The organism is Pseudomonas sp. NY15356 (assembly GCF_048068175.1).
Classification (GTDB): Bacteria; Pseudomonadota; Gammaproteobacteria; order Pseudomonadales; family Pseudomonadaceae; genus Aquipseudomonas; species Aquipseudomonas putida_K.
Window position 1 is genome coordinate 1 of record NZ_JBLUPW010000041.1, and the last position, 13711, is coordinate 13711.

Genomic DNA, 13711 nt, shown 5'->3' on the forward strand with positions numbered 1-13711 from the left:
TGCACAGGCCAGCGCCCAGGCCGACTACGAGGCGGCAAATCGCTTGCAGCAGGAGCGCACCGGTGGCGACCAGTGCGAGGCCGCGACCTCGATCATCGACAAGGAGCTGGGGTTATGAGCCTGGGGCTGAAATTGCATTTCTGTGGTGCAGAAGAATGGGGATTTCGAGCTGCAAGCCGCGTAATCCGTGGCCTTGCCTGTGGTGGTGGACTTGTGCTCACCCTGGGCCTAGCTGGGTGCTCCGGCAAGGTAGAACCGCAGGTCCAGTACGTGCGCGTTGAGGTGCCGGTTCAGGTGCCGTGTCTGGCACCGGAGGTAGCGGTGCCAGCCTGGGCGGCCGCCGACCTGCGCAAGAGCGACAGCCTGGAAGTAAAAGTGCGGGCGCTGCTCGCTGAGCGTCGGCAGCGGATCGGGTACGAGAAGCAGCTGGAAGCGGCGACAACAGCGTGTCGCTGAATAGGTTCAGGCGGCCACGTCCGTGTCCATGGCCTCCCTAGCCTTACAACATCGCCAAGACGACGGTAGCCGCGAGAGCCAGTGCAACAGCGGACACAGGCTCAATGCCCATCAAGCCGAAGCCGATGGCCATGCTACCGAACGCACGAATGCGTTTGTGCAAAACTGCTGAACCAGCTTGATTCAATCCACCCATGGGTGACCTCCTCTAAGCTGTTTCTCCTGGTCTCATGTAGCAGTTGGCGAGGAGGTTCAGACTTCGCTGCATATTCCCTTTTTCCCAGCTACGATGGGTTTTCCAGAGAGGATGGCGCAGCGGCCCAACTGGCTTGTTGTGGCCAGGAATAACAAGGCCAGCATTTCGAAGTGGCGGAACGATAGCACTGTCGTGTTGCGTTTTTCCAGTCCTGCTGGCCTGGGGGAATTTTGGGGGAATTGATCCCCCGAATGGTGTGGAGTGCTGTTGCGTTACGCTGTGTTGAAGTGACTGATTTTATTGGGTTATACAAAATTGACTCAAAAAAATATAAGGCCGAAAACGGATTAGAAATCCGTTGTGCTGGCAACAGTACCTAGGGTTCAAATCCCTATCTCTCCGCCATATTGAAAAAATCCTTATAAATCAATGATTTAAGAGGATTAGAAAATGGCGATTTGTAGCAAGGTTTTGTAGCAAAAACCTGAACTGCAGATCGCCATTTTTTCGTCTGTCGTTTTTCCTTCCTGCTGCTCGTTCTGAGCGTTTTTGGCCCCTGTGCCTACCTAGCCCTATCTGATGATGCTTCGGTGCCTCTGGCGAGGTTCTGAGCCGTACTCTTGCTTGTTTCTGGATCTGGGTCGCCAACGGTGCGGGGACTTGTACCCGTGACGATGGGGACCGGGAACTCTGGGTTCAAATGCACAACAGTACCCTCTGGCGATTTGCAAGTCTGGCGTGATGTTGGATTGGCAACGGTGCCCACAAGCCTTACAATTGGTTGATAGCCGTGTGCCACTATTGTGCCAAAGGATGGTAGACATCATGCAAACCAATTTCTTTAAAAAACAACAATCTAGTGAGTTGGTTAAACATAGCTTGAGTATTTATTTTGATTTAGAATTCGATGTAATACTGACGCACGTTAATGAGTCTGAATTCCAAAACTTTGTAAAAGCTTCTGTCAATGAGGGGGCAAGTATTTACGAGGCCACTTTGGGGGTTTTGTTGTTGTATTGTCACAGACTTGCTAATCAAAATGGTGGCGAGCAGTCTAGTCGCTTGTTGTTTAATGCTTCTGTCGTAAGTCAATACTTTTCGGAGCGTGAGTTAATAACAAAGGAAGTATATAGAAATATAGCTTTAAAAATATCTGAGTGCCGACTTAAATCTAAATATTGATAGCCTTGCTAGATTGAGTTTCTAACACGTTCCAATCCTTGAAGGCTCGTGGATAAAGTTGTTATTCCACTGCCGCTTTCATATCCCCTATCAGTTTGTATCTTACTCCCTCAATGTTTCTGTCCAATTCATTGGCTTTTACTATCAATGAAGTTGTAGCAGCATCTGCCAATGAAATGCTAATGCTTTACATAAACAATTAGAGGGACTGTCCAGCATCTTCGACTGATGAGGTTAAGTTTTTGGCTCAGATATTACGGACGGAAATAAGGTAGGCAGTGCCTACGGTTGATAGGTTTTACAAGGGGTGAGACCTTTTGACGCACTCAGGCAGCAAGTTTGTAAATAATGTCAACGCCGCCCTGTCTTTTCAAGCCATTATCCGACGAACGGATAGCGTGAGTGGAAGATTTCACGTATAATTTGAGTGGTTATTGTTAGGCATTGTTCACAGAGATTAGTGTTGTAATGAGTTTTGTTAGTAAGTCGGCGACTAAGCCGAAGGTTTTCCAAGACTGGGTTTCTGAATATTTGCATGTCGAGCTATCTGAAGATAACTATCACAAGGCCTTGATAGCGGCAGAGTGCTTAATGCAAGATGCAAAAATTTGCTGTTCAGAATGGTTGGATATGGTGAGGCTGGCTAATGCGGCATTGTGTAAATTCAAAGATTAGTTTTTAGTGCATCTACACAAATTTTTCTAAAATCTTTGCCTACCAGTTTGAATGAGGAGGCATAGGTTTTACCATTCTCAACTATTGGGCAAAGTGATATGCTAGTGAAGCGAACTAAGTCGCCTTTTTTTATTTGTGTTGAAAATAGTTGAGCATCTTCTCCGAAGATTATAATGTTATATGAGGCGAGAGCGTTTCCTCGATCATCTTTTCCACGCCCTAATAAAATCGAGAGATATTTCGCTCCGCTTGGGCTTGTTTTGAGCTCGGTTTCCGTATTTACGTATCCTGAGACGCCACCATACGCAATGTTGGTGTTGTCGTCGTTGATTTTTGTTTCCATCTGGCGTCCCTCGCTGGTTTGCAATCCATTTTCTATAGCATAGTAGATTTTTACGATAGGCAGCGAATGCTATAAAGTGATTGAAAAAAACTGTTGAATTTGTTCGTATTCACAGAATATAACTGTGGAGAAAAGAATAAATATCAGGAGTGGCATGTGCCTCGTTCCTGCGAGAATCGTGATTACCACAAGCTCCCAGCATATCCCCATAAACTCAAGTATTAAGTGAAAGGAATCCTTCCCAAAAACTTTGAGTTTATTGCTCAAAGTCATGTCCATAAATTGCATAATTTTATCTGATGGTTTCATCGTGTAGTCCCTAAGATTTACAAACTTCGTAATAAAGACCTATAATGGGCCTTCTCATTTTGCCGTATTGTTTGTGATTTTAGTTTAAATCCTGATGTAGCAAAGTTCGTGATAATGGTAGCTACCGGAATGCAATATGTTCTCTAATTTAGCGTCTCCTTTGAAATACACCGCTGATCGAGTGTTTGAGTAGTAAGAGGTTAGCTCTTTTGTTATTGTTTCATTAAAGATTGTGCCTTGCATGGTTATGTAATAAGTGTTAAAGCCGTTGCCGGGTAATAGTTCAGTCCAAAACGATGCGTTAGAGTAATCTGGATTGCTTGGGTCAAAACTGTAGACGCATTCGCCAATATTCACAAAGGTTTGATTTGTAAGAGTTCTTGTTTCCATCGATTCTGCACCGACGTTTCTATAAACTAATGTAGTTTGTTCTATCTCACGATTTTGAACCGTTCTCTTCTGATTTAGCTTGCAGGTGGAGTTTGTTGCACGGTATCGGCTATAGGGTGCCTTCTCACCTTCCCATTTCTCATTGTCGCACCCAAAATAAGTTCCATAATTTATCCAGTTACCATAAAGTGGCTCGGCTGGCTGCCAGTTTTCGACTGGCAGGCCCGGAGTTCTAGAGGTGATATTTATCGAGCCATTAGGAAGTGCCCCACCGTGGCTTTGCTCAAGGGGAATTATCAACGTATATCCTGCTTGGGTTGCTCCAACTGTTAAAGCGGCTAAAAGTGTTATTGCTATTCTATTCATTTTTGCTTTTTTATGTTATCTAATAATAAAATACCATATAGCGAACCAAATAAAAGAGGTGACGCTATTTTTTCATGCAAGCGAGTAATGCCACGTTTTTAGGGCGTGTTTCAGTTCCACCAGTGTTATTGACTAATAAGGTGTGAGAATGAGCACCCGCTACTTCTGTTGCTGATCTTACATAGGAATCACCAAACCCGGTACCTGACTGAAGCGGCCCTCCATAACCTGCATGAGCAGATGTATAACCATGTGAGTGAGATCCATTATTAGATGTGGAACCTGTATGAGTATGACTTTTAAAATCATCAGTTTGTGCAGAAGCTAAGGAACGCCCCGGATCGATGCCTTTGCCGTTATCCCAAGCCCTTACGAACTGGCCGCGTAGGTCGAGTGTTCCACCTGAGCCGTTTGCTGGTATCCAGCCCGGCGGGCAGGTTGTAGCATTAAAAAACGCATACATGCCAGACGTTGATTGGGTTGTCCAAATGCCAGATTCACAAGATAAAATTAACCCTTTTGAATCTCTGGCAAGTAAACCGTTAGGGGAGCAGGAGGCACCAGCGGTTTCTACTTTTGTTAGGTTTATGTTGTTCTCGAACTGCCCTCTACCTTTGACAGTCAAGGTTCCATCCATTCTGGAATTGCCTAAAACTGTCAAGTCTTTCTTGACGTTCATGTAATTAGTATTTATTTCGTCTGAAAATATTGTACCGGTGTAAAGCGTTTTGATTAGCCCTTTTCCTGCGGAAAGGGTATCAATGACCTGATAAGCTACCTCTGTGCCCGCATCGTCTTGGGAAAGCATTCCACAAGGTGCATTTTCGGTTGATTCGATAAGTCCATCTGCGGAATGAGTATATACAGGGCAAAGCCTATCAAGCATTACTCTTTCATTGGTCGATGAGTTTGCTGCAACATCCACCGCCACTGGGCTACCCGTTTCGGTGTGGATTCCGATACCGCAATCTACGGTTTTCGACTCCCAAGCACCACCGCTAGTATCTTTGATCCACTTGATACAACGGAGCCTGTTATGCCCTTTGGATTCTTTAAATGTAACGGCTGAACCTAACATGGAATTAGTTCCATCCACTCTTAAGTATTCGTTCCCGCCTTCTCTGTCATAGGTGGCGACTAGGGTGCAATCTGCTTTTAAGGCAAGGCATTCGGTGTTAGTTATTTTAGTATCTGGGTCGGAAAAAGAAGCAAAGTAGAACTGATGACCGCCAGTTACATTGAAAGAGTCATTAGCATTGGCAGCTATTTTCGCTCTGTTGAAATATCGAAAATTTTGTGAAAATGACGATAAGTTTTTAGGTTGGAATATCACCTTGAAAGTTTTTATAAAGCCTTCTTCATCTGGGGTTATTTTTGCTTTCGCAATGAAGTCATATGGGATTCTTGACCAGAATTTACACGGAAGTAACTGAGTTGATTTCTCTTTAGATAAAACAGGCACCCAGCTTTTTTCATTTCCGCAAGTGGATTCTTTAGCGACAAATTCATTATTGAGCATTTCAAGGATTTCAGGGGAACCACTCCATTCAGTGCCGTTCTTGAAGTTATCTATGTCCCACCCATCGAGATGGATACGCTTGTCAAATGCGGTGATAATTGAAACTATATCTTTTCCGAATATTGTTGCTTGTTGCTCGCGTTGTCGTTCCATATACCAATAGAGGAAGCTGACGACAAGGGCCATTACTATTGTTAAGGAAAGCAGGGTTTCAAATAGGGTTAAACCTTTTTGTTTTCTCTTGATTGTCATGTAAATATCTTTTGTTCTTATTTTTATTATTACATAAAAGATAAAATATAAAAGAGTGCTTGCGAAAAAAAATAACAGAATTAGGTCTGGGGATATAACCTTGAACTTATGGTTGTTTGAGTTAAAGCGTGGTGGGGTGTTTATACTCTGTCAAAGTATAATTTGTGTCCGCGAAGCAAGAAAATGGCTTCGAGGATATAAGTATGTATCGTGGGGCGTTACATGGTTTGGGTTTAGTGAGGTCGCATTTCTTCGATTATGCGTTTTTTGTATTCGTTAGCATCATCTTCAATTTTTCGTTTTGCATCGCCCCACAGGTCCTTGTATGTATCTCTATGTCTTGCCACCATAAGGCTTACAATCTCATCGAGGTTTTGCTGTTTTACCTTGTTGTTAGATCTTCCGAACTCCTTTACTAATACGCCATTGGAGACTGATTTATAGCCAGAAAATGCCGCTATGAGTTTCTTGGCGAGGCTTGATGTTAGCCTTAAGTTAGGGTGTTCCTCAATTTCTATTATTTTTAGGAAGTTGACTAAAAATCTTTGACGCTCTCGTCGTTTGAAACCACCAACCATGCCGCCTATCTTTCCCGCTATTTCTGCTTTTTTCATATATTCTCCTATGCTGTTTTAAATACAAATAGCATAGGTTTAAAATAAGTCAATGCTTCAGGGATATATCTTCGAAGTATTACGCTAGCTTTTGGCGAGCCGCCAATCGGAGGCAGAGTTTTGAAATTTTCAATTTTTTACGTGACCTATCCCCCACGTTCAATCCTGAAATTAAAATTGGAGAGATTTTTGAAGGTGTGGTTTGATTTTTTAGTCGGGGTTAATTGCAAATATCAACTAAGTAAAATGCGATAGAGTTGAACCCTAAATTCAAATAAGGTTTAACGATAAAAATATTTTCGTTTTGCTATTGACAGCGTTTTTTGCCGTAATTAAGCCATAAAGTGATGGTCGAAAAAATCGAGTTATCAATAATTTGATATAAAGTTGTAAAAAATTTTCAAGATTTTTTTTGAAAATAGCATTTTAATGCTTGCGGGTCGATGGGGTTGGTTTTTATCGAAAATGACCTGTTTTGGGTTTATGACAAAAATACAGGTTTTTGGAAGATTGAAGTGGGCTGCTGTGGTGGGTTGTCCTATGGAATTTGATATGTATGTATACATACATATAGCTTCGGGGATATATCTCCAAACCTATGTAATGTGCCCCGGTCTAAATCTGTCATGTCGATTGAATTTATTTTGTTTGTGTGTTTCCCAATATTTGGTTGATTTTACGGTTATTTTTGGGTTTGTCATTTTTGTCATAACTGTCATAGGTCTTTTAAAAAAACTCGAATTTGTCATAAAGTGCTTTTGACAATGGTTTGCGGATAGTTAGGTTCATCAGCCCAGTGATTGATGTTCATGGTTTTTGATGAATTTGGAAGAGTGTGAGATTTTCATCAGGAAAGGAATTTGATATGTATGTATACATACATATAGGTTCGGGGATGTATCTCCAAACCTATGTAGGCTATTCGGTAGTGTAGTGCGAAATTAAGGCGTTAGGGCGTGTCTTTAACTTTGGGCGAGGATTTGTATCGCTCAAGCGAGAACGGCCCCATTTGACCCTTTTCCGTGAGTGATACGGCTATTGAGGTGTCGGTGGGTATGTACGTGGGTGTATATAGGGAGGAATGGGAGGAAAGGAGGTAGGGGAGAAAGTAGAAACACCCTCACCGGGTGCTATTATCTGATATAGGCTATTTTGTCTCACCACTATAATACTATTTTCGATTTTGCAGTCTGTACCAAGTTGCACGACTGATGCCAAGTACATCCCAAGGGTTTCCGTTTGCGGTGACAGTTGCAGGTCTTCCACCATTACCGACCAATCCGCCTTTGCGTCCTCTGATGGCCTGTATTTCGCTTGAATGCGTTTTGGCGACATAATCGTCAAAGGTGCCACGGGTAAAGTTTCTATGTGTCCACTTGGCTACGCTCTTGGCTGTGTGTTTAACCTCGGATATGTCCAACGGCGTAGTAAAATTAACGTTGTAGCCGGTGGCACGGTCTAAGCAAGCGTTTAGCCATTGTTCATAGGTCGGCCAACCCTGACGAATCGCCTTGTATGCCCACGCTCTTAATTGGTCAAAAAGCATACAGTTACGACCCAAGCCATAATCCTCTATGGGCTTTTCTTTGGCCTTTTCAGGGGTTAAATCAACGTATTCGGCTAAGTCGTCCAATGTATATGGATCTGCCTGCCACTCGGTAACGATCCAATGTGAGTTGATCGGGTTCTTGCAGATCAGGCCGGAGTAGCCTCTGTCTGCTCCCAGAAGGTTACGCAATGCTGCTTCGATGGCTGCAGCGTAGCGTAAAGGGGCTGTTTTAGCGTCGATTGCGGTTCGGATAGGGGTTTGTAGCAAGTAGAGCAAATGGGCGTGCCCATTGGCCGGATTTCGAGCGATTAGGTTAGGGGCTGGTGCTCCAACGTCATCCCAGTGCATTCCGGCGTTGGATCTGTCGAGGTCGAAAACCATCCAGTATCTATGGGTTGGCCCGTTTGGTTGGACAAGTCGAGCAAGTTTTGCTTTTTCTTTTTTATTGATTTTTAGGCCACTGACTAAATCGTCTGTGTGATAAGGTCTATTTGGTAAGTAGTCCTCAAATATTTTTACGCATCCCATCGTTATCCTCTTCTAATATTAAATTTAGAAAAAGAAAACTTTGGGAAGGGACTTGACAATATTTTATTTGGTGATTAAATGGAGATGTAAGTTTTATAAAATATTGTTATATGTATGTATGTCTTGCCACCTTCCCCAAGGTGGTTTTCTTTTTCTGTTCTATTCAAATTGCCATATATTGTTGTTTTGTCAAATTTGAATAGTAAAAAGCCCGCTCTTTGGCGGGTTTTTATTGCCTGTGGTTTCGAATTAGCAAATGAATCCTAATGTGATAAAATGTTAGTAATTAACAATTACAGCTACTATGAATAAGATTATTTAATACACGTTTCGCTGATGAGGTAGAAGACAAATTAATGAGGTTGGTTGACGAGTACAGTAAAAGTCTCGAAAAAGAATTTAAAGCAGAGGGTGCTTTTGTAGGGCTTAACGGATTGCTCTTCGTTAAACGAGCAAAAGACAAGATGGCATCTATAGGGCTGGATGTTGGAGGTAAAGACTTGCACTTGTTGTTGGCAAAAAAAGCCCGCACTAGGCGGGCAAATGTCGATCAAGTAGGAAAATCCATTCCTCGTAGACGGACGGATCATACTTGAGAGCAAAAGGCTCGTCAACTAGTCGAAGATTTATTGCGAAATAAAGTATGGCCTAACAAAATATCCTTAAAGAATTTTGAGTTGTTGCCGATATTGTCGTTACATACCATTGGGTTTAAAGATGAAAGGAGGGATTATGAGCTTGAGAAATATGAATATCGGGAGTCGGGCTGGCCTCGGCTTTACGATAATTGGGTTATTGGTTTTGGCGATGGGGTTGATTGCTCTGTTCCAAGCCAACGAGATGGATGACGCGACTGCTGAAATCCGTGACGAGTGGTTGCCAGCGGTGCAGGACGTGGGAGTGATTGGTAGTGGTCTGGGGCGTACCAGAGCGTTGACGCTCAGGACGCTTACCATGAAAGAAGGCGATCGGTTAAAAGAAACGGTTGGTTTGGTAAGACGTATCAATCAAGAAATATCCGCTTTTTTAATTAATTATGAAAAAGGAATAGACTCACCTGATGATCGAAAGCTGTTTGAGGACTTCAAAAGTTCTTACGCCAAATATTTATCCTATCAAGAGCGGATACTGGATGGTGTACTTGCGTCAGTAGAACGTGGTGATGAGATTGAAGTGGCTAATGGGCCGCTTGCTAGTGCAGCGGATCAGATGATGGCTGCCTTGAATAAACTGTTCAAGTTTAATGAGCAAGGTGCTGTTCACGCCGCCGATCAGACAAGCAAAGCATTCGATGCTGCAGTGTTTATGATTGTTGTAGCGTTGATCCTGATCTTGATGCTAATGGTCGTAATTGCTATCGTGTTGACTCGGAGCATTGTGTCTCCACTATCTGAGGCAGTTATAGTTGCTGATAGAGTTTCCAGTGGTGATCTTACTCAAAATATTCATGTTACTGGAAGCGATGAACCTGCTCATCTGCTGATTGCTTTGAAGCGGATGCAAGATAGTCTGCATGAGACAATAGAGAAAATTTCTGAATCGTCCAATATGCTTGCCTCTGCCTCGGAAGAGCTACATGCTGTAACTGAGGATACGAATCGCGGACTTAATCAGCAAAGTGCTGAAATTGACCAAGCAGCTACGGCAGTTAATCAGATGACAGCAGCGGTTGAAGAGGTGGCTCGCAACGCTGTTAATACTGCTGACGACTCAAAAGCTGCTGATAAGAGCACCTATCAAGGTCGAGAAAAGGTTAGTCAGGCTTTAGAGTCTATTAACCGGCTTGTTGGTAACGTTTCTGATACTTCGGAAGAGGTTAAGTTGTTGGCACAAAATGCCAATGAGATTAGTCAGGTCTTGGTAGTGATTCGCTCAATTGCGGAACAGACCAACCTGTTAGCACTTAATGCTGCAATTGAAGCTGCTCGGGCTGGTGAAGCTGGTCGAGGGTTTGCAGTTGTAGCTGATGAAGTAAGGGCACTGGCCTATCGTACTCAACAATCGACAGGCGAAATTGAAAAAATGATTGAAGGGATTCAATCTGGTACTGATCGTGCGGTTGATGCTATGAATGAGAGCCAAGAGCGAGCTAATGGCACGTTGCAGGTGGCTCGGGAGGCTAATGATGCTCTGGACGTGATTGGTGAGGCTATTGCTTCGATAAATCAAAAGAATTTGGTTATTGCCAGTGCCTCTGAAGAGCAAGCACAGGTTGCCCGTGAGGTAGACAAAAATCTTGTGAATATCAGAGATTTGTCAATGCAAACTTCTGCTGGAGCAAATCAGACGAACGCATCCAGTCAAGAGCTATCGCGTCTTGCCGTGGATTTACATGCGATGGTTTCAAAGTTCAGGCTTTGAATGCGGCAATAGAGCGTAAAAGCGTTAAAGCCCCATCTCGGGGCTTTTTTATTTCTGGAGGTTTAAAAGCTCTGTCAGTTTCTGGTTTTTTTGCTTCTCTTCCTCTAACGCGGTTTCTGCAATTTTCCGATAGGTCATTTCATCAAGTAGTTCACCTGCTTGATCAAGATTGATTTTCTTCGCAAGGTCAAGGTCATATCGTAGTTGTTCATTTTCATTGATAAGGGTTTGAGTTTTTTCTCCAAGCTCTGACTTCTCTGTATTCCAAGCCTTTTGAGCTTTTCTGAGGTTTTCACCTGCAGCGTGTTCTGCAATGCTCCAAAGCGTTGCCGTCGCTTCACTGATGGCTTTCTGAAAGGTTTCAGAGCCGTTTGACTGGTCGGATTTCTCCGCGTCCATTTCTTTACGCCATTGCCTCATTGCTTCACTGGTCGTATTCATATCTGTCTTAGCTATGGCTCGGACTTGGTGAACTGTTGGATATGATTTTTTACCATTTGTCATATACAACTCTGTAGCTACGTTGAAAATTCTTTCTAATACTGTGTTGTTCATTTATTTCCTCCTATTAATAAGAATAATAATTACTGAATTATTATTGCTACTACAATAATAATAAGAATAATATCGTTATTATTTTCGTTATCAATGAGTTTTGTGGTTTGCACCAAAGGGTGGAAACCCAGCAGAATCAAGGAAAACTCAGAGGGATAGCGAGAATAATATCTTATTATCTTCCTTGTGATAATAAGAATAATTAAGTTGCTATTATTGTTATTGCAATAATAATGATAATAGTGACTTATTATTGCTATTATTAAATCATATAAAAATAGAGTTTCAAGGGGTGAGGCTAAAAATACTATTGTGCTATATGATGTATCGTATCCTCCAAGAGCAGAAAACCGCACTATGCGGTTATTGATATGGGTCGTAAGGGTCTTGAAATGGGCTTGGCGGTTTGGGTTTTAGTAGTCTTCTCTTTCTGGCCGCTTTTGCCTGCTCGGCTTCTTCTTTGTCAAATTCAACCACTTGCTTACTGGTGAACGTATCAGATGCCCAAAGCTTTACTTTGTCAGTAAATCCTAATGTTGCTTGGGTGTGGTCTAAACCTTGCTCTTTGAGTTGTTCCGTAACGTTAAATAGATAGTCCTTTCGTTTCTCTTTACCCAAGCGGCTAGCCATTTCATAGGTGTTTTCTCGTAATCTCTTATAGTATTGCTCTGGATTCTCGTCGAGCCTTTTGGCTTCAAGTATGCGATCCACCAGAATATCAAAGCGTTTAATCAAAGGCTCTAGCTCTTCCTCGTATGCCTTGATTGCTTTCTCCAAGACTGATTTTCTATTGGTGTCCTCTTTGATTTTTTTGCGTAACTCATTAAGTTCCTTGGTCATTCTCTCTTTCATGGTTTTGAAATTTGAAGAAAGCTCTTTTGTCTTTGTGGTTTTTTCGGTGATTTCGTCGTTTAGTTTTTGTTTGTGATGGTCAAGCTCATTGTTTTCTTTTCTCTGCTCATTAGCCTGTATTTCCAGAGTCTGAATGGTTGCCTTATAAGTGGCTACGGTGCTTATCAGGTCTTTTATTGTTGTGTTTAGGGTGACGGCAGTGGCCCTTTGCTCGATAAGTTCGACCTCCTTCGTGGTTAGTTTTTGCTGCAGCTTTTCTATCTGTCTGGTGTAATAGTTGTGGCTTCGCTCACTTTTCGGTTTTTTGGCTTCCTGCTCAACTTTGCTTAAAAATTCTTGATGCTCTTTAGATTTTGGTAGGAATTTGGCTTGTAAGCCATATGCAGCGGCTAAGCTGTTAAAGTGCTCATAGAAAGCCACCTGCATGACTTTTGACTTCCATGATTCGCGTGCTCGGATAAACCTATGGTTCTGCTTTTCCTCACTACGGTTGGGGAGTTTGAAATCTTCTAATTTCGGTGGTTCTGATATCTTGTCAAGTCGAGCCTTATTCTTCGCGTAGTATTGTGATGCGAACTCAAATTCTTGGGCCGAAAAATCATATTTCCCAGTTTTCGTATTTTGAAGGTCAAGGAAGGCGTGGACGTGGTTTGTGGTTTCGTCCAAGTGACTGAACGAAAATAGAATGTCATTGTTGGGAAAATTCTTTTGGTAGAACTGGTGCAAGGCTTTCTGTAGCAGGTCAGTGTAAGCCTTGGTTATTGCCAGTTTGTTGGGTTCAGGGATTACAAGGATGATCTCTTTAACCCTGTTGACCGTCCTTGATACGGCTCGATCTGGTGCGTTTTGCTCGATCTCTCGCTTCTTGATGGTGTAGTTCTCCAAGAGGTCGATACGTTGGGATATACGGCTGATTTTGTGCTGATTGAGTAGGGCGGCGTAGTCTCCGACTACCAGCGGCTTTTCTCCCTTCATAACCGATGTGACGTATTCTTTTATCTCTGTGGGTTCAGTTGCGTTGATGAATTTAATCAACTTGGATTTGAGTTTTCTCAGTTTTTCTTTTTCTGAGGCTATTTCATCAGACGCTTCTGTTGCTTTGAGTTTGGTTTGTAGTTGGTCGTTGAAGTCGGCCAGTAATTGCTCTGCCAGTTCTCTCGTTAGCACCTGCTCCACGCCACCAATAATGGCTATATTGGGGTGCGGTGGGTTGGGGTTGAATTCAAAGTCGTCATACTCGTTTTGGTCCAGTCTAAGCGAGTGCTTCAACGAGCTGTCCAACCCCTTCAGGTTGGAGTAGTTTCGATCTCTTTTCGTCAGTGTGATTGTCTGCAAATTGGTGTCATTCATTTTATCCTCAGTAATGGGTTGTTTTTTGCTCTTGGCTTTTGCTTCTGTCCTGCCGACAAGGCACCTGCGTTAACCGTCACATCTTTTGCGTAGCAAAAGTGGGATGGTTAACATAGCAGGTATGCTTTAAAGGGCTTCTTTGAAAATTTGAGCCATATACATATATTGAACCACATAAAAAATGTATATCAAGCATGTTTGTGCTGATTGTTTT

Annotated in this window: 12 protein-coding genes and 1 pseudogene; 5 read left to right on the forward strand and 8 right to left on the reverse strand. The window is 42.7% G+C overall.

The features are described 5' to 3' along the window. Positions 1–114: 114 nt before the first annotated feature. A complete protein-coding gene (locus tag ACNFCI_RS22400) occupies positions 115–456 on the forward strand; it encodes a hypothetical protein (protein ID WP_416768242.1) in 342 nt (113 codons plus the stop codon). A 43-nt stretch (positions 457–499) separates the two neighbouring features. Here ACNFCI_RS22400 and ACNFCI_RS22405 read toward each other — a convergent pair whose 3' ends face one another. Further along, positions 500–652: a hypothetical protein gene (locus tag ACNFCI_RS22405; protein WP_416768244.1), complete on the reverse strand. Its 153-nt coding sequence runs from the start codon at positions 650–652 to the stop codon at positions 500–502. An 825-nt stretch (positions 653–1477) separates the two neighbouring features. Between ACNFCI_RS22405 and ACNFCI_RS22410 the strand changes: the two genes are divergently transcribed. Then, on the forward strand, positions 1478–1834 hold the full coding sequence (locus ACNFCI_RS22410) for a hypothetical protein (RefSeq protein WP_416768245.1): 357 nt from the start codon (positions 1478–1480) through the stop codon (positions 1832–1834). Between the two features lie 664 nt (positions 1835–2498). On the opposite strand, the gene ACNFCI_RS22415 is transcribed toward ACNFCI_RS22410, so the two are convergent. The 5 genes from ACNFCI_RS22415 to ACNFCI_RS22435 all read right to left on the reverse strand — a co-directional run bounded on the left by ACNFCI_RS22415 (position 2499) and on the right by ACNFCI_RS22435 (position 8379). Then, on the reverse strand, positions 2499–2852 hold the full coding sequence (locus tag ACNFCI_RS22415) for a single-stranded DNA-binding protein (protein ID WP_148299926.1): 354 nt from the start codon (positions 2850–2852) through the stop codon (positions 2499–2501). A 393-nt stretch (positions 2853–3245) separates the two neighbouring features. Next, positions 3246–3917 carry a hypothetical protein gene (locus ACNFCI_RS22420; RefSeq protein ID WP_416768247.1) on the reverse strand — a complete coding sequence of 224 codons (672 nt, stop codon included), beginning with the start codon at positions 3915–3917 and terminating at the stop codon, positions 3246–3248. A 64-nt stretch (positions 3918–3981) separates the two neighbouring features. Next, positions 3982–5688, reverse strand: coding sequence for a shufflon system plasmid conjugative transfer pilus tip adhesin PilV (gene pilV / locus ACNFCI_RS22425; RefSeq protein ID WP_416768248.1), 1707 nt, complete (start codon positions 5686–5688; stop codon positions 3982–3984). Positions 5689–5921: 233 nt separating this feature from the next. Beyond that, on the reverse strand, positions 5922–6302 hold the full coding sequence (locus tag ACNFCI_RS22430) for a hypothetical protein (protein ID WP_212624319.1): 381 nt from the start codon (positions 6300–6302) through the stop codon (positions 5922–5924). A 1171-nt stretch (positions 6303–7473) separates the two neighbouring features. Further along, complete coding sequence (locus ACNFCI_RS22435) at positions 7474–8379, reverse strand: replication initiation protein (RefSeq protein WP_084967135.1); 906 nt, start codon at positions 8377–8379, stop codon at positions 7474–7476. 356 nt (positions 8380–8735) lie between these two features. Between ACNFCI_RS22435 and ACNFCI_RS22440 the strand changes: the two genes are divergently transcribed. From ACNFCI_RS22440 to ACNFCI_RS22450, 3 genes and pseudogenes are all read left to right on the forward strand, one after another. Next, entirely contained in the window at positions 8736–8975 is a 240-nt protein-coding gene (locus ACNFCI_RS22440) for a hypothetical protein (protein ID WP_261242606.1), read from the forward strand. Between the two features lie 151 nt (positions 8976–9126). After that, positions 9127–9885 (forward strand): annotated as a pseudogene (locus tag ACNFCI_RS22445) (MCP four helix bundle domain-containing protein); the annotation flags it as partial. Between the two features lie 42 nt (positions 9886–9927). Further along, positions 9928–10740 carry a methyl-accepting chemotaxis protein gene (locus tag ACNFCI_RS22450; protein WP_411268636.1) on the forward strand — a complete coding sequence of 271 codons (813 nt, stop codon included), beginning with the start codon at positions 9928–9930 and terminating at the stop codon, positions 10738–10740. A gap of 48 nt (positions 10741–10788) precedes the next feature. On the opposite strand, the gene ACNFCI_RS22455 is transcribed toward ACNFCI_RS22450, so the two are convergent. Together ACNFCI_RS22455 and ACNFCI_RS22460 are read right to left on the reverse strand one after the other, a co-directional pair. Next, positions 10789–11295 carry a DNA-binding protein gene (locus ACNFCI_RS22455; RefSeq protein ID WP_078473297.1) on the reverse strand — a complete coding sequence of 169 codons (507 nt, stop codon included), beginning with the start codon at positions 11293–11295 and terminating at the stop codon, positions 10789–10791. A gap of 363 nt (positions 11296–11658) precedes the next feature. Beyond that, on the reverse strand, positions 11659–13497 hold the full coding sequence (locus tag ACNFCI_RS22460; protein ID WP_416768250.1) for a hypothetical protein: 1839 nt from the start codon (positions 13495–13497) through the stop codon (positions 11659–11661). Between the last annotated feature and the right edge of the window lie 214 nt (positions 13498–13711).